At 40.7% G+C, this 19,668-nt stretch carries 17 protein-coding genes; 5 read left to right on the forward strand and 12 right to left on the reverse strand.

Going from position 1 to position 19,668, the window contains the following annotated elements:
* Nucleotides 1-216 precede the first annotated feature (216 nt).
* Nucleotides 217-1,704 carry a dipeptidase gene (locus AAEY57_RS10470; RefSeq protein ID WP_350607820.1) on the forward strand — a complete coding sequence of 496 codons (1,488 nt, stop codon included), beginning with the start codon at nt 217-219 and terminating at the stop codon, nt 1,702-1,704.
* Between the two features lie 61 nt (nt 1,705-1,765).
* Here AAEY57_RS10470 and AAEY57_RS10475 read toward each other — a convergent pair whose 3' ends face one another.
* From AAEY57_RS10475 to AAEY57_RS10490, 4 genes are all read right to left on the reverse strand, one after another.
* On the reverse strand, nt 1,766-2,527 hold the full coding sequence (locus AAEY57_RS10475) for an EAL domain-containing protein (RefSeq protein ID WP_024601923.1): 762 nt from the start codon (nt 2,525-2,527) through the stop codon (nt 1,766-1,768).
* A gap of 205 nt (nt 2,528-2,732) precedes the next feature.
* Nucleotides 2,733-3,161: an OsmC family protein gene (locus tag AAEY57_RS10480; protein WP_138607614.1), complete on the reverse strand. Its 429-nt coding sequence runs from the start codon at nt 3,159-3,161 to the stop codon at nt 2,733-2,735.
* Between the two features lie 124 nt (nt 3,162-3,285).
* A complete protein-coding gene (locus tag AAEY57_RS10485; protein WP_076921450.1) occupies nt 3,286-3,420 on the reverse strand; it encodes a DUF2256 domain-containing protein in 135 nt (44 codons plus the stop codon).
* Between the two features lie 2 nt (nt 3,421-3,422).
* The gene (locus tag AAEY57_RS10490) at nt 3,423-4,931 is read right to left on the reverse strand and encodes a cryptochrome/deoxyribodipyrimidine photo-lyase family protein (RefSeq protein WP_350607821.1); all 1,509 of its coding nucleotides are present in this window, start codon (nt 4,929-4,931) and stop codon (nt 3,423-3,425) included.
* A gap of 104 nt (nt 4,932-5,035) precedes the next feature.
* On the opposite strand from AAEY57_RS10490, the gene AAEY57_RS10495 reads away from it, so the two are divergent.
* The gene (locus tag AAEY57_RS10495; protein ID WP_350607822.1) at nt 5,036-5,644 is read left to right on the forward strand and encodes a flavin reductase family protein; all 609 of its coding nucleotides are present in this window, start codon (nt 5,036-5,038) and stop codon (nt 5,642-5,644) included.
* 15 nt (nt 5,645-5,659) lie between these two features.
* On the opposite strand, the gene AAEY57_RS10500 is transcribed toward AAEY57_RS10495, so the two are convergent.
* The 4 genes from AAEY57_RS10500 to AAEY57_RS10515 form a co-directional block, all read right to left on the reverse strand.
* On the reverse strand, nt 5,660-6,988 hold the full coding sequence (locus AAEY57_RS10500) for an MFS transporter (protein WP_350607823.1): 1,329 nt from the start codon (nt 6,986-6,988) through the stop codon (nt 5,660-5,662).
* Between the two features lie 171 nt (nt 6,989-7,159).
* Nucleotides 7,160-8,002 (reverse strand): glutathione-dependent disulfide-bond oxidoreductase, encoded by an 843-nt coding sequence (gene yghU, locus AAEY57_RS10505; RefSeq protein ID WP_350607824.1) that lies wholly within the window; start codon nt 8,000-8,002, stop codon nt 7,160-7,162.
* A gap of 17 nt (nt 8,003-8,019) precedes the next feature.
* Nucleotides 8,020-8,625, reverse strand: a complete 606-nt coding sequence (locus AAEY57_RS10510; protein WP_350607825.1) for a rhomboid family intramembrane serine protease — start codon at nt 8,623-8,625, stop codon at nt 8,020-8,022.
* Between the two features lie 113 nt (nt 8,626-8,738).
* On the reverse strand, nt 8,739-9,422 hold the full coding sequence (locus AAEY57_RS10515; RefSeq protein WP_008108786.1) for a type 1 glutamine amidotransferase domain-containing protein: 684 nt from the start codon (nt 9,420-9,422) through the stop codon (nt 8,739-8,741).
* Nucleotides 9,423-9,575: 153 nt separating this feature from the next.
* Here AAEY57_RS10515 and AAEY57_RS10520 point away from each other — a divergent pair, with 153 nt between their 5' ends.
* Nucleotides 9,576-10,496: a LysR family transcriptional regulator gene (locus tag AAEY57_RS10520; RefSeq protein WP_350607826.1), complete on the forward strand. Its 921-nt coding sequence runs from the start codon at nt 9,576-9,578 to the stop codon at nt 10,494-10,496.
* On the opposite strand, the gene AAEY57_RS10525 is transcribed toward AAEY57_RS10520, so the two are convergent.
* From AAEY57_RS10525 to AAEY57_RS10540, 4 genes are all read right to left on the reverse strand, one after another.
* Entirely contained in the window at nt 10,476-11,225 is a 750-nt protein-coding gene (locus AAEY57_RS10525; RefSeq protein ID WP_055011695.1) for a dienelactone hydrolase family protein, read from the reverse strand. The two genes, AAEY57_RS10520 and AAEY57_RS10525, sit on opposite strands and share 21 nt — an antisense overlap.
* 61 nt (nt 11,226-11,286) lie before the next feature.
* Nucleotides 11,287-12,612 carry a glycerophosphodiester phosphodiesterase family protein gene (locus AAEY57_RS10530; protein ID WP_350607827.1) on the reverse strand — a complete coding sequence of 442 codons (1,326 nt, stop codon included), beginning with the start codon at nt 12,610-12,612 and terminating at the stop codon, nt 11,287-11,289.
* Nucleotides 12,613-12,681: 69 nt separating this feature from the next.
* On the reverse strand, nt 12,682-13,527 hold the full coding sequence (locus tag AAEY57_RS10535; protein WP_171039108.1) for a carboxylate/amino acid/amine transporter: 846 nt from the start codon (nt 13,525-13,527) through the stop codon (nt 12,682-12,684).
* A 109-nt stretch (nt 13,528-13,636) separates the two neighbouring features.
* Entirely contained in the window at nt 13,637-15,772 is a 2,136-nt protein-coding gene (locus AAEY57_RS10540; protein ID WP_350607828.1) for a M3 family metallopeptidase, read from the reverse strand.
* A gap of 340 nt (nt 15,773-16,112) precedes the next feature.
* Between AAEY57_RS10540 and AAEY57_RS10545 the strand changes: the two genes are divergently transcribed.
* Together AAEY57_RS10545 and AAEY57_RS10550 are read left to right on the forward strand one after the other, a co-directional pair.
* Nucleotides 16,113-16,985, forward strand: coding sequence for a mechanosensitive ion channel family protein (locus AAEY57_RS10545; protein ID WP_350607829.1), 873 nt, complete (start codon nt 16,113-16,115; stop codon nt 16,983-16,985).
* A gap of 348 nt (nt 16,986-17,333) precedes the next feature.
* Nucleotides 17,334-19,598: a TonB-dependent receptor gene (locus AAEY57_RS10550; protein WP_350607830.1), complete on the forward strand. Its 2,265-nt coding sequence runs from the start codon at nt 17,334-17,336 to the stop codon at nt 19,596-19,598.
* Nucleotides 19,599-19,668: the final 70 nt, after the last annotated feature.

Raw genomic sequence — 19,668 nt, forward strand, 5'->3', positions numbered from 1 at the left:
TGCGAGGATCGGTAATTGAATTAAAGTGTTTCAGAAAAGTAGCGCTCATATTTTACGTGACCAAGGTGATTATTATGTCTTGATCTGATCACTACATATTCTATAAGTTCAATTTATAATGATCTTGCCGTGGTGGGTCTGCCGCAAAGCGCTGTTTGTCACTTTACAAGGAGGTTATAATTAGTGTTCTTTGTTGTTAATTAAATGGAATCTGTTTTGAACAAGCTAGCTTTAGCAAGTATTGCCTTATGTGCATTTAGCGCTCATGCACAATTAAATAAACACAGTGAAAGCGTGGCCGATTACGCAGTTAATAACTATCAAAATGCACAGGTGCATACGCTTACTAATTTAGTATCGTTTCCTACGGTTAATAAAAGTGAGATCAGCGCACCACAAAACCCCGACTTTATAGGCTTTAAAGCGTTATTAAAAATGAAAGCCGCTGAACTTGGCTTTGACTACCAAGATTTAGGCTATACCGTACTCATAGGCATGGGTGAGCAAAAAGAAAAAGTAACCATAGTGACTCACGGTGATGTACAACCTGCAAACGCCAGCAAATGGAAACAAAGCCCATTTATTATTGATACCTCAGAGCCGGGTAAATTAGTTGGCCGAGGTACCGAAGACGATAAAGGCGCTATAGCCACCGCTTTATATGCGATGAAAGCCATAAAAGATAAAGGCATAACCCTTGATAACCGCATTGAGCTGATGGTTTATTTGGCCGAGGAGTCTGATTGGGGGCCGTTAACTGAGTTTATGAAAACCTATGAGCAACCAAAGTATGCGATAACCATTGATGCCTCATACCCTGTAGTGGTTGCTGAAAAAGGCTGGAGCTTAATTGCGCCAACATTTGATGCAACATCACCACAAACAGGTGTGTATGTCAGCAATGTAACGGGTGGTGCCTTTGCTAGCCAAATCCCTGAAGATGCCAGCTTAACTTTGCATAATGCGAGTACTGAATTGATGGCTCAATTAAAACAAACAGCCAAGGTTCTTAAGCAAGTAGAATTTACCTTTGATGATCAGTTAGATGGGACTTTAATTAGTGTTAAAGGCATGTCGGCTCACTCATCTGAGCCAGAGTCAGGTGTTAACGCCATTGCTTATTTGGCTGAACTATTTAAAGCCGTTGAGCTTGAAAACAACAGCGATGGGCAGCTCATTAAGTTTGTAAATCAGCTAATTGGCCTAGATATTCACGGTAAACAGTTTGGTGATATTGCGTATAAACATGACTTTATGGGGCCAATGACGGTAGCGCCCACAGTTATTGAACGAGACGGTAATAACCTAACGTTAGCGGTTAATGCTCGTCGTCCTATGGGTAAAGAGGCTGACTTACTAAAACAGCAAATTAATAGTGCGCTTACTCAATGGCAAGCTGATAATAAAGTAACATTAGCCAATGTTAAAACCACCATTGGTACACCCATGTTACTTGATGACGCGCCCCATGCGCAGAAGTTACTTGATATTTTTAAACACTTTACTGGCGATCAAGACGCAGATTTTGTCTCTATTGGTGGTGGTACCAACGCTAAGTTATTTGATAATGCCGTATCGTTTGGTCCATCAATGCCAGGTAAACGCTACACCGGTCACTCAGAACATGAATTTATTACGCTTGAGCAACTAGCACTTAATTTACGTATGTACACCGCAATGATGATAGAGCTGGGAAATATGTAATTAACCAATAGCAAAAACTAAAAAACCGCCTTGATGGCGGTTTTTTTATAACAACTAAATGTTATTGAAAATTAACGTCTGGTAAGCACTCAAACCCAGGTTTTGCAAACAAGTAGCCTTGCATTAATTCAATGCCGACACTTTTTAGCCAGTGATATTCTTCAACTGTTTCAATACCCTCAGCTAACGCCATTATGTTCAGTTCTTCAAACATATTTAAGCAGTTACGCACAATAGTTTGGCGTTTTGTGTCTTTGTCGATATCGCGTATAAGTGCCATATCGAGTTTAATAATATCTGTTTGAAAGTCAGCTAGTAAGTTTAATCCAGAATAGCCTGAGCCAAAGTCATCGGTAGCTGTTTTAAAGCCTAATTCTTGGTAGTAGCTTACAACCCGCTCAACGTGGCTGCTGTCTTCTATTTTTTCAACTTCAGTAAATTCAAACATAATATTAGTTGTAGGGAAGTTGTACTTTTTAGCCGCTTCTAGTGTAGTGCGAATACAGCGCTCAGGCTTATAAATAGCGTTGGGTAAAAAGTTAATGCTTAGCATGGTGTTTATGCCTAGCTTAGAGGCAAGTGCAATGGCTTTAATTCTACATAGTTGGTCAAAGGTATAGCGGTTGTCGTCGTTTACTTGGGAAATAATAGAATAAGCCGACTCATTATTTAAACCACGAACCAGTGCTTCATAGCCATAAATAGTGTTGCTCTGGCAATTTATAATAGGCTGAAACGCCATGGTAAAGTCAAAGTCTAGTTCGCTAGAATCAGCGCAGTTGCTACAAGATACTTTTTCGCAACTTTGTGATTTTTCGTTCATTCATCCACCTTTGTATTTAACCAACACTAAAAGATGGTTAAGTTTTTTATAATCCTAACAAAGTATTGAGATTTTACATAATTATATTAGTAAACATTAATATAACTCATAATAAAGTTTTTATTTAATTCATGAAAAATTAGCAGTAAGGTTATGCGAAAACATAATCTTACTGCTACGCAAAAAGTATAATTGGTTTACAAAATTAGTTAAGTGTTGCCGTTAGCTTTATGCTGGTATTGAGTAGTTTTGAAATCGGGCAGCCTTTTTTGGTGTCTTCACACAGGGCTTGAAATTGCTCATTGGAAATATCAGTAATTTTTGCATTAACTACCAATTCAATTTCACTCACCGCAAAGCCATCGTCTACTTCATCTAAGCTTACTGTCGCTTTGGTGCTTATATCGTCAGCAGTAAAACCCGCATCTCCTAACGCTAGCGATAACGCCATGCTAAAGCAAGCACTGTGGGCTGCACCAACTAGCTCCTCTGGGTTAGAGCCGGGCTTATCTTCAAAGCGAGTATTAAACCCATACGGCTGGTTATCGAGAGCACCGCTTTGAGTTGATATAGTGCCTTTACCACTTTTAATATCGCCAGACCAATTTGAGCTTGCCGTTTTTTTAATTGTCATCATGTTCTCCTTGTTGCGATTAATGTAAATTTTTCAGCATTGATATCAGTTGTATGTAAAATAATCCGATAATTGCTTAAAAATGTACGTAGTAACATGGAGGCTGCAAGATAAACGCCAATCTCTATTTGCTACGTTTACATCGCTCAGAACAATAAATAACGTTATCCCAGTCTCGTTGCCATTTTTTACGCCACGCAAACGGTTTATTACACACAGGGCATATTTTTTCAGGTAGGGTTAGTTTTTTATGTGCCATAGTTATTTGCCTGACTGCTTTTTGGATTTACGTACCGAGGGAGTGATGGCTACATGTTTTTTTAGTATGGCATGAATAGCACGTTTAACATCGCTACGCTCTCGGTATTGCCACAATCGCTCGCGTGCCTCTTTAGATGCTTGAGTTAAATCAAGCATCGGCTCTGGGTAATCTTCACCAAGTTTAAAGTCGTTAAATAACGCTTCCATTGGCGTTTGTTGCCAGGGTTGATGTAAATATTCAATGGGGATCTTTTCAAGTTCGGGACACCATTTTTTTATAAATGCGCCGGTTGGGTCTTGATCTTCAGATTGTTTAATGGGGTTGTAATGGCGAATAGTATTAATGCCAGTAACCGATGCCTGCATTTGTATTTGCGGATAATGAATACCTGGCTCAAAGTCTAAAAAGTAATTAGCCAGCGGAATACTTGCCTGTTGCCAGCTGATGTTTAAATGATGGGTTACAAAGCTCACCAGCATAGCGCGCATTCTAAAGTTAATATAACCGGTGGCTTTTAAACAGCGCATGCAGGCATCAATAATAGGAATACCGGTTTGCCCCTGTGCCCAGCGTTCAATATCGCTAGTAACCTTAGCGTCATCACGATACGGAAATGCATGGTAACCCGGATTTAAGGCTTTAAATTCCATGCTGCATTCGCTTTCAAACTTTTGCATAAAATGGCAATGCCAATGCAGGCGAGATACAAACGCAGCAAGCGGACGCTTCCAGCCTTTTTTATCGAGATGGGTTGAATGGTATGCGTCAATCGCCATTTGATACACTTGCCTCAGGCTGATATTTCCCCACGCTAAATAGGGCGATAACCTAGAGCAATGCGTACGGCTCAAGCTCGGGCTAGAGATCCCTTTTTGATAGCCTTTACCGCGCTCGGCAAAAAAACTGTGCATAACATCGCGGGCAAGTCGCGGCCCTCCATATTGAAAGTTGTCATCGTCAGCTGTGTAACTGTCTGGTAATTCTGGCGATTGGTAGTGTGTGAGTGTCACTGTTTTAATGTGTTTCCAATCTGGGATGGCAATTGGCGCTTGCATTGTTTGTTGCCAGCATTCATTCCAATTATTGCGATTTTTTTTACCCCGAATGACAGCCCCCGTTGGTGACTCTAACCAGTTAATCTGATTATGTTGGCACCATGCTTTAATCGCTTTATCGCGCTCAAATGTATTATTTAAGCCGATTTCTTGGTGACTAAAGAGATTAATTATTTCAAACTGGGTGAGTAGCTCTTCAAGCAACGACTGCATATTTTGTTTAAATATGTACACGCAGCTATTAAAGCGATCAAGTTGTTGGTTTAAATCACATAGTGACTGATACACAAAGCGCCAATGTCGCTCGTTATAATGAGCATCTTCGAGTAACAGCGGCTCAAAGTTGTACAGCAATAATGTTGGAAGCCCATTGCTAAACGCATGTTTAAGCGGTTGATGATCGCTTAAGCGTAAATCGCGTTTAAACCAGACAATGTTTATTTTTTGGCGCATGAAATTAAACTATTTGCTAACGGTGTAGTATTAATGAAGATCCAACTTATAAGTACGTATTGCCTAGTACTAGGGTTTAGTTTTTAACTTAAAAGTGAGAAATAATGTTTTTAGATTTAATTCAAAACAACAACCGCTCTGTTTATAGCTACTTAGTTGGCGGTATTAGTCCACGACCGATTGCATGGATAAGCACCCTAAGTAATGAGGGGGTAAGCAATATTGCACCTTACTCTTTTTTTACCGTAGCAAGTTGTCAGCCTGCAGTGCTAAGTGTTACTCAAGTTAACCCCAGCGATAAAGCCAATAAAGATACACTGACAAATTTACTAGCCACCAAAGAATGTGTGGTTAATATTGTTAGTCATGCCTTAGTAGAGCAAATGAACCAAAGCTGCGCTAATTACCCTAATAATGTCAGTGAGTTTGATGAGGCCAGCATAGAGAGAGTCCCAAGCCAGTTAGTTAATCCGCCGAGTGTTGCAGCTTCAAAAGTACGCTATGAATGTAAGCTTCGAGAAGTGATCACTATTTCAGATGAACCAAGCGGTGGCAAAATGATGCTCTTAGATGTAGTGGGAATTTTTATAGATGACGCCACGTTGGTAAATGGCTACATAGATCCGACACGTTTAGATGCAGTAGGTAAAATGGGCGGCGATTACTTTAGCACCACCAAAGATAAGTTTGCATTAAAACGCCCACAACTTTAAAGGTGAGCGTTTTAATTACATTAGGTTAAACAGCACGCTATTTACTCTGTTTTTGGTAAAAACAGTGCACTCATTGCCCCCCAAAAAACCTAACCCACTGTAAAGCAAAATAAGCTCTGCGGTTGATAAAAACGATTCTAATAAGCCTATACTGCCTAACATCAGTAATAAAACCCCAATAACGGTATTACTAACCGACACATAATCGGTGCGTTTGTTACCCTCTGCCATATCGACGAGGTACGTTTTTCGCCCTAAGCGTACTCCTTGGTGCGCAACTGAGAGTAAAAAGTACAAAATAGGCATAGCCCACCAATTTAGTAGCAGCTCGTTATACCAAGTTGCAATAACAAATACAGCCAGCCCATTAATGGTAACCAAAGTGGCACTGAGTACCAGCACTCGCTGGCTAGATAAGTCACTTAAGCGCCCCCAAATCGGCGCTGAGACTAGGCTTGCAAAGCCGGAAACGGCAATAAAGGTGGCAAGTAAAGAAAATTCAAAAGACTGTTTACTGGCTAAAATAATATAAAAAGGGGCACTCAATGCTGAACAAAGCAGTAAGGCACGTGTAATAACAAAATGCGCAAACTGTTTGTCTTGGTATAAAATTTTTAACTTTGAAAACGCGTGCAATAGGCCATTATTAGCTCCTTCGGTAGCGCCACTATATTCGTTAATTTGTGCATAAAAAAACGCGGCAATCAGCCACATTAATGCACCCAGTAGTAAAGCGATGATCACAATATCTTGATCTTTTTGCTGTGAAAAAAACCACATCAAGAGACCAAACGTTAAGGTGGCAAAACCGGCAATACTCGCAGCAAGCCCGCTAATATTACCGCGTTGCTGTTTAGGAATAACTTTGCCCAGCACATCTTTTGCAGCGACAGAGTTAAACCCTCTGGCAAGGCTAAATAAAATTAATAAGCCAATAATGGCGTAGCCTGCTTGTGCGCCCTTGAGGGTGAACGCCACCGCAACCATGGCTAAAATGCATCCTGCTTGCATCACTGCACCTATTACCCATACCCATTTACGAACGGGGAGTTTGCGAATAACGTTAGCAATAGCAAGTTGGGGCAGCAATGAACCCGATTCTCTAATTGGTACTAACCAAGCAATAAAACTCGCTGGTACATTTAAGCTTTGCATTAACCATGGCAGCGTTATTTTTGGATTAAGCAGTGCATCGGCAAATTTACTAAACAGCTGGCTAATGAGTAAAATAATAAAATTACCAGGTACTTCCTGACAGGCATTGTTGTCGATGGCCTTGCAAGCTCGGGCGTCTTCTTCATTGTTTAAGCGTTTATAGATTTGTTCTTTTGTCAGTTTTTTCACAATTAATAACTACGCTATCAGTGTAAATATTTAGATATATTAAGATGGTATGCTTAACTTTTCTACTGTTGGGATTACAAAGTCATTTTACCTGCTAAGAATAAAGGAACCCCAAATAAACACAAAAAAATCAGCTAAGCGCTGATTTTTTGTTTGTACTAAAGCAGCGTCTTATTCAAAATCACGAGCACTGTGGCGCTCTGCCATTTGCTCTTCTTCCGGGCCCCACGTACGATTAACGCGACGACCTCGTTTTACGCCTGGGCGTGCAGCCACTTGTTTAGCCCAACGAACCACATGGGTATAAGATGCAACATCTAAAAACTCTGCCGCGTCGTATAGATCACCTAAAACCAGTGAGCCATACCACGGCCAAATAGCAATGTCGGCAATTGAATATTTACTGCCTGCCATGTATTCATTGTCACTTAAATGGCGGTTTAGTACATCAAGCTGGCGCTTAGTTTCCATGGTAAAACGGTCAATCGGGTATTGCATTTTACTCGGTGCATAACTGTAAAAGTGGCCAAACCCACCGCCTAAGTAAGGTGCTGAGCCCATTTGCCAAAATAGCCAGTTACGACACTCTGTTTTGGCTTTGAGGTCATTAGGAATAAAGGCATCAAATTTTTCGCCTAAGTATTGTAAAATAGCACCTGACTCAAATATGCGTGTTGGCGGTGTGGTTGAATGATCCATCAGCGCGGGTATTTTTGAGTTCGGGTTTATATCAACAAAGTCAGAGCCAAACTGATCGCCTTCACCAATATTAATTAAATACGCATCGTATTCGGCATCGGTTAAGCCAAGCTCTAAAAGCTCTTCAAACATAATACTAACTTTTTGGCCATTGGGTGTTGCCAGCGAATAAAGCTGAAATGGATGTTCGCCAATCGGTAATGTTTTGTCATGAGTAGCGCCTGCAATGGGGCGATTTATACTAGCAAATTTACCACCACTTTCATTGTCCCATGTCCATACTTTTGCTGGGGTGTAGTCGTTGTTATCACTCATAAATAGCCTCTAATCGTTTAAACGTGCGTATTTGCTTTGCCCGTTGTTGCTTTTAATTTATCTGCTTTTGCTAATTTATACCCTAAAAAGAATCCACTAAGTGCGCCAAACAGATGGCTTTCAAACGAGATGTGAAACCGTTGTGGTAACACGCCCCAAATAAAGCCACTGTATAAAAAGGCCACCACCACGGCTATAAAAATAGATTTAAAAGAACGTCTTACAATGCCATAGCATAAAATAAATCCCCATAACCCATAAATAACGCCACTTAAGCCGACATGAATATTGCCACGAGCAAACATCCATACCAGTAATCCACCGACTAATGCGGTGAATATAAATACACTATAAAAACGCTTTACGCTGTATTGGCAAATTAACCAGCTTAAAACAATGTAGGGCAGCATATTACTAGCAAAATGCCACCAGCTACCGTGTAAAAAGGGAGCACAAAGAATACCAATCAGCCCTTGAATACTTCTTGGATAAATACCTAAACCGTTTAAATTAATGCCTGGCAGGCTATTAATTAGTTGCAACACAAAACAAATAGTCACAATGCTTATAATGGCAAAACGGGTGCTGCTAAGTAACGACAAGGTGGATGGTTTATTTTGCATACGGTGCCCTTATTTATATTAAGAGTGGCCAGTATAGGAATAGTGGTGAGTAATGAAAAGCAAATTAAAAAGCACAGCGATTAAACTGTGCTTTTTATGCTGATTAATTGTAATTAACCAAGCTTGGTAAGTAATTTTTTAGCTGCTAGCTCAGAGCTTGCAGGGTTTTGACCGGTGATCACTAAACCGTCTTCAAGCGCAAGCACGCCCCAGTCGTCGGTTTTTTGATAGTCACCACCTTTTTTGATCAGCTCGTCTTCGACTAAAAATGGCACTACATCTGTTAATTGTACAGCGGCTTCTTCAGTGTTACTAAAGCCGGTAACTTTTTTACCCGCAACCAATGCATTGCCATCAGCATCTTTTGTATTTAAAAATGCGGCGCTCGCATGACACACTGCTGCCACTGGCTTTTGTAATTTTACAAAATCTTCGATGAGCGAGATTGAATCTGTGTTATCTACTAAATCCCATAATGGGCCATGGCCGCCTGGATAAAATACCGCATCAAAATCTGAAGCATTCAGTTCACTTAGTACTTTTGTGTTTGCCATTAATGCTTGCGCTGCACTGTCGTTGTCGTATCGCTTGGTTGCATCAGTCTGGAAGTCGGCTAGTGTACTGGTTGGGTCGATTGGTGGTTGGCCACCGTTTGGTGAAGCTAGAGTGATTTCTGCGCCAGCATCTACAAATGCATAATAAGGGGCGGCGAATTCTTCTACCCAAAAACCTGTTTTCTCACCGGTATTGCCTAAATCAGCGTGTGAAGTAAGTACCATTAGTATTTTCTTAGCCATTATTTTTTCCTTCTGATGATTTAAAATTGTAATCTTTGCTTAGCAATTACTATATGCACTAACCCAACCTTAAACAACGATGATAAATTTAACTTTATTGATTTAATAATTGATACAATTAGGGGTTGAAGTTAAAACCGCACTGGAGCGTCCATGAAAGTCTCGTTTGAACAATTAAAAAGTATGGTGGTATTTGCACAAATAGTTGAGCAGGGCAGTTTAACTGCAGCGGCAAAGCAACTAGGGTTAACACGGGCGGTAGCCAGTTATCATTTAAAAAAGCTAGAAACGCAACTTGAAGTAACCTTACTTAATCGTTCAACACGGACCATGGCCCTTACTGAAGCCGGTATGGCTTACTATGAGCGTTGCCGAGTTATTACCGAGCAGGCTAATGCTGCCAATCAACAAATAGAAAATATAAAAAGTGAGCCCCAAGGATTATTAAAAATTAGTTGCCCGGTTAATGTGGGGATGCAATTAATAGTGCCTGCAATTAATACCTTTAAGCGCCAATACCCCAAAATTGATATAGATTTACAGCTAACTGATGATGTGGTGGATATTATTAAACACGGATTTGATTTTGCTATTAGGGGGGTTGCGCTGCGCGATTCAAACCTACAGGCAACCAAGTTAGCCACTATGAGTACTTGTATTTGTGGCGCGCCTAATTATTTTGCACATTATGGTAAGCCCACTACGCCCGATGAATTAGCACAGCACCAGTGGGTGGTTTATCAGTTAGGGAGCAAAATCTTGACCTTGCAAAAAGATGGTAAAAAAGTCGACATTACCATGCAAGGATCGCTCAGTACCAATAATGCCGCTGCACGGACTGCATTTGTAGAGGCAGGACATGGCATAGGGCGTATACCGCTATACGATGCATGGCCAAAAGTACAAGCGGGTTTACTGCAAATTATAATGGACGACTACAAAAGCAAAGACATTGAATTGTACGGAGTTTTCCCGCCAGGAGCGACGGGGTCTAAAAAGTTACGTTTGTTTGTTGATTATTTAAAAGCGTATTTTGTAAAACAGCATACGGCATTAGGTATGCGTAAGGGCTAGCGCTCGGTTAAATAAGGCAACAGCCTGTTGATACATTGCTATGGCGAGAGCTGCATCGTAGCGCTCGCCTTCATCACGCATAAAGGCATGTTGCGCGTTAACTTCTTGCCATTGGTAATTTATGCCAGTGCGAACAGCTTGCTGGTATATTTTGTCTCGGCCATCTTGTGGAACATGGGGATCTTGTTTACCCCATATAAAATGAATTTCACCGAGTATGTCGGCCATGCGTTCAAATGAGTTATTACCGGGTTGTGCGGGCAGTGTATTACTGTGTATATCGGTGGCGTATAAACAAAACGCGGCTTTTATAAGTGGGTTTAAAGCGGCTCTGTAAGCTAAATGTCCACCAATACATACACCCATAGCTCCCACGTTTCCTGAACAATAACTTTGTCGTTTTACAAACTCGATAAGGCTTTGTGTGTCGCTATCATGATGCTCTAAAGGTTTAGCCCATTTATCGTTATTACCTTTATCTTTACCTTCGTCATCATAAGCCAGCACAGTTCCGATAGGGTTAAGCTCATGAAACACTTCTGGCACAAGTACCACAAAACCATGACTGGCTAAAATAGCTGCACTGCGGGCAATAGGTGCCGTTTGCTGGAAAATTTCAGAATAAAAAATAATGGCAGGGTATTGCCCCGATGTTTGTGGGCGGTAAATAGTGGTTCGCATTAACCCTGTAGGCGTTGGTAAGTCAGCGTTATGGTGTTGGATGATCATAAAAGCGCTCAGTAAAATAAATATAATAGCTGAGCGCGGTCAAATAAACACGCCCTAAAGTTTAAATACTTGCAGGCATTTTATTGCAACTTGCGTAGTAGCTAACCGTAGCTGGCCAATCGGAAAAGATACCCATTACACCTACGTCTTGCGCTAACACATCAACCACAGTGAACATATCGCCATCGTTATCTATAACATCACTAATTGACTGGTAATAGTATCCGCCTCCATTATTTAGCGGCCCTGAACGTTCAAGACTCCATGCAATAATATTAAGCCCTGCGGCTTTAGCATCAATAGCGTACTGTGATGGCACTATATTACTTTCATTATCTATGGTTAATAGCATCCAAATGGGTGGAGCAATAATTTTAACACCGTCATTAAAAAGCGAAGCCATACTAGGTTGCCATGTGTCGGGGTTGTTAGGATCAAACCCTGCATCGCTGTCTCGGCCATCTAAATAAACGCTTTGCGCTGCAAATTCAGGGTTAGTATTAATCCAATATTGTACGTCAGCTAAATTAAATGATTGCGGAAAAACATGCGAAGCGGGTACCTCCATTTGCGTGTATTCATCTAGCATTTTTTGTGCGTATTGCGTTTGGGTCATACCGTTAAAGGGCATACTCACTTGAGGTGATTTAAGCTCTGGGGTCATTTTTACTCCGAGCTGTTTAAATAGTGCAATACTTTGTTTGTGGGTCATGAGTGTACCTGAGGTGGCGTATAAGTCAGTGCGCCAACTTGGTGTACCTTTCATGTAATCGCTAACATTGGTGGCACTGGTGTTTGCGCCATCCATTTTACCCTCAAGGGTTAAAAACTCTGCCAAGCTAATATCACTGGTACAACATTTAGCTGAAGCAGGCGTGCCACTGTTAGAGTTTGCTGGAGTAAATGGCTCACTGCATTTAGCCGCAAGTTCTGGAATAGCTAAAATATTAGTGGTGGTGTGCAAGTCGCACTGAGAATGGCGGCATACTAGCTCTTTATCCTTGGTAAAGGTTACATCGCATTCGACAATACCAGCGCCCATACGAGCAGCCGCTAAGTAAGACTCTTGTGTGTGCTCTGGGTATTGCATGGGGGCACCACGGTGACCAATTGAAAAATCAGTACGATAAAAAGGGCCTTCTTTACACGATTCTAATTGTGTTTTTAGTGCGCTGTCAGCCATATCGTCAATTAAGTAGTCAGGGCGAGTACCTAGTTGCGTATTGGTGCCTTGAGCTACTTCAACAATAACCGGGGTAGGCACTTCAACAATTTCAACGTCAGTGTTGGTAACAACCACTTCTTTTTCGACTATTTTTACATCGTCATCACAGCCAGTGAGTGAGCTTAATAATAAAAAAGTTGTTAGAAAAGGTATGCGCTTCATTATTTGTCCTTAAAAATAAAAGTGGACGCTACCTTACTAATTATTAATGACAATTTCACTACAGAGTGATTAATTTGCTGATTTAGCCATTATTTGGTTTACCACTAAGGCAGACAGCATCACTCCCGCGCCAATACTTAATCTAAGTAGGTCTGCGTCTCTATTCCAAATCAGTACATTAACAATAATACCGGCAGGAATAAGCAAGTTGTTCATCACCGCCAGCGCGCCAACATTAACAAGCGTCGCGCCTTTATTCCACATAAAGTAGCCTAAACCGGAGGCCACAATGCCTAAATAAATCAGTATGCCCCATTGAGTTGAGGTACTTGGTAATTTGTTAAGATCACCAAATAAGGCGTAACAGGCGCTTGCAACAATTAGTGCGCCAATAAAAAACCAACCAAATACGGTTTTATCATCGAGTTGTTTATTAAGCATTAATCGTTTGTAGGTTACTTGGCCGATAGCAAAACTAATATTAGCGCCTTGAACCAGTAGTAATCCGACTAAAAAGTTACTGTCTAAGTTTTCATAACGAATGGTAATAGCTCCTAACACGGCAATAAACGCGACGATAAAAAACTGCGGATTAAACTGTTTATTTAGCGCATCGTTTAAAAGCGTAATGTAAAGCGGGGTCATTACAGTAAATAACAGCACTTCTGGCACACTTAAAAACAAAAATGAGTGGTAATAAAAGCCATACATAACCCCCAGTTGCAGTGCGCCTATCAGCATGAGTTTAAACGCAAGTGGGGTAGGGATTTTCTTTAAAAAAGGCAAAAATACTAACGCTGCTAAAGCCACACGAATTAGCACACTAAACCACGCATCAACTTGGCCTGCTAAATACACACCAATTAAACTAAACGAAAACGCCCAAAGAAGGGTAACTGCAAATAAATAGCCCATAACACTCATCTTGTCTTAAGTAATGGTGTCAGTTTATCTGTTATATATTGTTCTATAAACAATAAAAGCCCGCAAGCGGGCTTTTATATCAGTTGATTAAAAATATTAATTAATCAACTAAACCACGGCGTTTAAGTAATGCATCAGTGGTTGGTTTTTGGCCTCTAAACTCAATGTAGCTTTGCATTAAGTCGCGGCTATTACCTTTTGATAGGATCTCTTTACGGAACTTATCACCATTTTCACGCGTTAAGCCACCGTTGTTTTCCATATGGGCAAAGGCATCAGCGGCAAATACTTCAGTCCATAGGTAAGCGTAGTAACCGGCTGAATAACCACCTGCAAAGGTATGGCTAAAGTAGTTTGATTTATAACGCGGTGGCACAGGGTAGTAATCAATGCCATGTGCTTTTAATGCATCAGCTTCAAACTGCTGTACATCGGCTACTTTTTTATCAGAGCCAAAAGAATGCCATTCCATATCCAGTAGTGCAGCTGCCAAATATTCAGTGGTACCAAAACCTTGGTTGAACTTTTGTGACTCAAGTACTTTATCAAGTAGTGCTTGAGGAATTGGCTCACCTGTTTTGTAATGCTTAGCGTAGTTAGCTAATACACTTGGCTCAATCATCCAGTCTTCATGTGCTTGTGATGGAAATTCAACAAAGTCACGCGCTGTTGCAGTACCTGCTAGGCTTGGGTATTTAACGTCAGAGAATAACCCGTGTGCCGCATGACCAAACTCATGGAACATAGTTGATACTTCATCAAACGTCATGAGCGTTGGCTCGCCTTCAGCCGGCTTTGGAATGTTTTGTGCGTTGTAAATAACAGGTTTAGTGCCTTTTAAGCCGCTTTGGCTTACGTATGCACTCATCCATGCACCGCCACGTTTACCTTCTCGTGCATATGGGTCCATGTAAAATAAACCAATGGCGCTGCCATCGGCGTTAAATACTTCAAATGCCATTACATCATCGTGGTAAACTGGCAAGTCTTTACGCTCTTTAAAGGTAATGCCGTAAAGTTTTTCCATAGCGAAGAACAGGCCGTTATGGATAACCGACTGCATTTCAAAATAAGGCTTAACCAATGCTGGATCTAGGTCGTATTTTTCAGCACGCACTTTTTCAGCGTAAAATGCCCAATCCCAAGGCTTAAGCTCAAAGCTTTCACCCGAGTCATTAATTACTTTTTGAATAGCTTGAGCTTCTGCTTTTGCTTTTTCAACAGCTTTTGGTGCTAAGTCATCTAAAATGCCGAACACATTATCAGTGGTTTGTGCCATGCGTGAAGTCATTACATAAGAAGCCCAATCTTTAAAGCCTAACAGTTCTGCTTTTTGTGCGCGCAGGTTAGTTTCTTTAATAATGATAGGGCCATTTGTTTTAGCAGCACGATTGGTTGATGCTTTAAAAATTTGCTCACGTAGTTCGCGATTTTCAAGGCTTGCTAAAATAGGCTGTTGCGTGGTGTTCACTAAGGTGATCATGTAGCCATCTTTGCCTGCTTTTTTAGCAGCGGCTGCAAGACCGGCAATTTCACCTTCAGATAATCCCGCAAGTTTGCTTTTATCAGTAACCATAATGACGTCTTCTTTAAACGATTTTAATACGTTTTGAGAAAACTCAGTTGATAGTTTTGCAAGCTCTGCGTTGATTTCACGCATTTTTGCTTTTTCAGCATCGTTTAATTTTGCACCGGCTTTTACAAACTGTTTGTAGTAAAAATCGACTAGGCGTTGATCTTCAGCGCTTAACTTATCTTTATTGTCGTATACCGTTTGTACACGTTTAAACAATGCACCATTTAAATAAATGTCATCAGAGTGAGCCGAGAAAACTGGCGCCATTTTTTTATCAATACGTTGGTATTCATCGTTTGAAATAAGACCTGATAGGTTATAAAACGCAGCTGATGCGCGGTTTAGTAGCTCGCCTGCCAGCTCCATTTCAACTAAGGTGTTTTCAAAAGTGGCTGGCGCTGGGTTGTTGGCAATTGCCAATATTTCTGCATTGTGCTGTGCAATACCTGCATCAAATGCGGCTTCGTATTCAGTCGTACCAAACTTATCAAACTCAGGTGCCATGTATTGAAGTGGACTTGGTTTGAACAATACATTGCTTGCGTTAATGTCTTGAACTTGCGCTGCGGTTTCTTGTGTTGTTTCTTTAGTGCTCTCAGAAGAGCAGGCAGATAATAAAAGTGCACTAGCAATCGTAGTGGCAATCAGTGTTTTACGCATAATAACTCCATAGAAAAAATAGCCGAAATAGGCTTAGTGAGTCGAAAACACAGTTAACTTACCAAATTTTGACTTATATACAACAAAGTTTATCTATTTAAAGCAGGATTTAAACGCAAATTAGATTGCAAAAACAGCTTTAGTAGATAAAAGCAGCAGTACACAGCCCAAATTACCCCAAGGTCAATGCAAGCATGTCGACACGAGGCAATCACGGTTGTTTTACCGTCATTATTTTAAACAGACTGTTACTTATTTAATTTAACCACATGCTAGACTCACTCAATTATTAGCATTTACTGATTTACTAACTGCTAGCTTATTTTTATATGGAATAATCATGAATATAGAACAAATTAACGACATACTAGGTTTTGTGCTGTTTAGTTATAACGACGTACATATTACGGTTGCTAAAGTCATTCAAGTCCCACTGATTTTATTTACTATGTGGTTTGTGGTTACACGTATTGGTAAATTGATTAAGAAGTCATTACTTGCTCGAAAAATGAGCCCAGATGCAGTGCATTTATTCACGCGTTTTTATTTTATTTTAAGTATTGCGATTTTACTTTTTACTTCCCTTGAGGTGCTCAACATTCCACTAACCGCATTTGCCTTTGTATCGGGTGCCATTGCCATTGGTGTGGGGTTCGGTGCACAAAATATTATTAATAACTTTATTAGCGGCTGGATATTAATGTGGGAGCGGCCAATCCGTATTGGCGATTTTCTAGAAGTTGGCACTGCAAAAGGGGTGGTTGAAACTATTAACACTCGCTCTACCCGCATTCGCAGAAACGACGGGGTGCATATGTTGATCCCGAATAGCCAGTTATTAGAAAATACGGTTACAAACTGGACGCTCATTGATGGCAATGCACGCTCGTCGGTAAGCGTAGGCGTAGCTTATGGCTCTGATGTATTACTGGTTAAAAAGTTAATTCAGCAAGTATTAGATGAACATGAAGCCATACTCGTAACGCCCCAATCAACCGTGTTGTTTGATGACTTTGCTGACAGCTCGCTGGTCTTTAATGCTATTTTTTGGGTGTGCGCTGAGTCTGAAACTCGCTTAAGGCAAGTGCGCAGTGATATTCGTTTTAGTATTTATGCGGTGTTTGAACAGCATAATGTGGTTATTGCATTCCCGCAGCGAGATATTCATATTGATGGTGAAATTGCACTGACGCGTTCTTTAGTGAAAAAGTAGTATCTAAAAAGCACCGCCATATTTGGCTATATTTTTTACTGGTTTATTGTAAGGACATATGTCCGCTTTTGGGTGTTTTTGTTGCTAAAAGTACACTAAAAGTCGGGATAGTGCGCTTAAGTGTTAAAAATAAGTTTATATTTTTCGCGCTCAGTATGCGGTAAATTAATTACAGCATGGTATAATCTCGCGCATTCAGTCAGCCTTATTTATGCCGTTTTTGTACTCTCGGTAATAAGGTCCGCGCCGCATAGAGCAAGTCGCGAAAAATTGACTGAATCCGTAATTATTTAATTGCGCAACACATCAACCGTTGAACAAGAGTGCACTAAAAAGGTTAACCCCGACATGAAAGCAATGAAAAGATCTACGTTAGCAACCCTTATCAATGCAACGTTGTTCTCTGCCGTAGCAGGTACTTCAATTTCAGCTGTAGCCGCTGAGCAAGAAACTACTGCTAAGAAGAACCAACTAGAAGTTATTCAAGTAACAGCTCGTAAACGAGTAGAAAATGCCCAAGAGGTTCCTGTTGCTGTTTCAGCCCTGCAAGGCGATAGCTTAGATGCTTACAGCTCAGCTGGTATGGATATTCGTTTTATGAATGCGAAAATCCCAAGTTTATCTATTGAATCTTCATTTGGCCGTTCATTCCCACGCTTTTATGTACGTGGCCTTGGTAACACTGATTTCGATTTGAATGCTTCACAGCCTGTGTCGCTTGTGGTTGATGAAATTGTACAAGAAAACGCAATCTTAAAAGGTTTCCCTGTATTTGACGTAGCACGTGTTGAAGTGCTTCGTGGCCCACAAGGTACGTTGTTCGGCCGTAATACGCCTGCTGGTCTAGTTAAATTTGATACCGTAAAACCAAGCCAAGAATTTGAAGGCTATGGCTCTGTATCTTACGGTAGTCGTGGTGCTGTTGACTTTGAAGGCGCTGTTGGTGGTTCATTAACAGATCGTTTATCAACACGTGTTTCAGTACTTTGGCAAGATAAAGACGATTACATTGATAATCGTGCACCAGGTTTTGAGCAAAAAGATGCCTTAGGCGGTTATACTGAACAAGCAGCCCGTATTCAATTTTTATATGAAGGTGACGATTTCACTGGATTATTTAATTACCATGTTCGTGATTTAGATGGCTCTCCAATTGCCTTTCGTGCTAACACTATCAAACCTGGTACTAACGATTTAGTTGATGGTTTTGAAAATGACGTGGTGTATCACGATGCCGCATCTCGTGCGACGCAGCAAGTGGAATCGCAAGGTGCAAGCCTTAAGCTTGAGTGGGACTTAGCTAACCATACAGTAACGTCAATCTCTGGTTGGGAAAGTGCAGAAATTTACTCTCGTGCTGACATCGATGGTGGTTTGGATACATCTAATCTTCCTAATTATACGGGACCAGCTTCTACTCCTTTTTCTTCAGAAAGTGCTGATGGTATTCCAGACCAAGACCAATACACGCAAGAACTTCGCTTATCAAGTAACTTTGCCGGTGATGTAAATTACCAGGTGGGTGTTTTTTACTTCGACGAAGCATTAACAATTGAAAACTTTAGCTATGATACAGCTAATAATGGCGTATTAAATGGTTTTGTTAGCCAGCAGCAAGACACTAAAGCGTGGGCTGTGTTTGGCTCAGTTGATTACACCATTACTGATGATCTGAAAGTAACCGCGGGTCTTCGTTATTCAGATGATGAGAAAGAGTTCTCAGCAAATCGTACATTTGGTCCATTACCAGGTGAGGCAGGTGCTCCGTTATTTATTGAGCGTGATGTAAGTGATGATCACGTAAGCTGGGATTTATCAGCTAACTATAAAATCAACGATGATGTAAATTGGTATGGCCGTATTGCTAACAGTTTCCGTGCACCGAGTCTTCAAGGTCGTATCTTATTTGGTAGTGAAGTAACCGTTGCAGATTCAGAGACGGTTACTTCGTTTGAGACAGGTATTAAATCTGATGTGTTAGATGGCCAAGGCCGTGTTAACGCAACGGTATTTTATTACACTATGGACGACCAACAGCTAACAGCTGTAGGTGGTGGTGCTAACTTTAACCGTTTATTAAATGCAGATAAAACAACTGGCTATGGTTTTGAGCTTGATTCTGAGTGGGTGTTAAGTGATGAGCTAAATGCTACATTTAATTTAAGCTATAACAAAACAGAGCTTAAAGACGATACTCTTAGTATTGCTGCACCAAGTCGATTGGAGCTTTTAGATCCAATCATCAATGATCAAGCTATGCTTGATGGCAACAGCTTACCGCATGCACCAGAGTGGATCTCTAACATCACACTTCGTTACACTAAAGAACTCGCTGAAGGTGAATTCTTCACTTACGCTGATGTGTCGTACCGTAGTGAAATTGATTTTTTCTTATATGAATCAGTTGAGTTTGAAGGTAAGCCATTAACAGAAGTAGGCCTACGTGCTGGTTATGCATGGGCACAAGGCGACTACGAATATGAAGTATCAGCATTCGTGCGTAACCTATTTGACGAGCAACAAGCAATTGGTGGTGTTGATTTCAACAACAACACAGCAATGGTTAACGAAGAGCGTTACATTGGTGCTGAATTTAAAGTTAACTTTTTCTAATCGAAAAATTTAACGTTAAATTGTAATTATTGATAAAAGCCTGCCTAGTGCAGGCTTTTTTATTTTTGTA

It is taken from the genome of Pseudoalteromonas sp. MER144-MNA-CIBAN-0113, from assembly GCF_040308965.1.
Classification (GTDB): Bacteria; Pseudomonadota; Gammaproteobacteria; order Enterobacterales; family Alteromonadaceae; genus Pseudoalteromonas; species Pseudoalteromonas tetraodonis.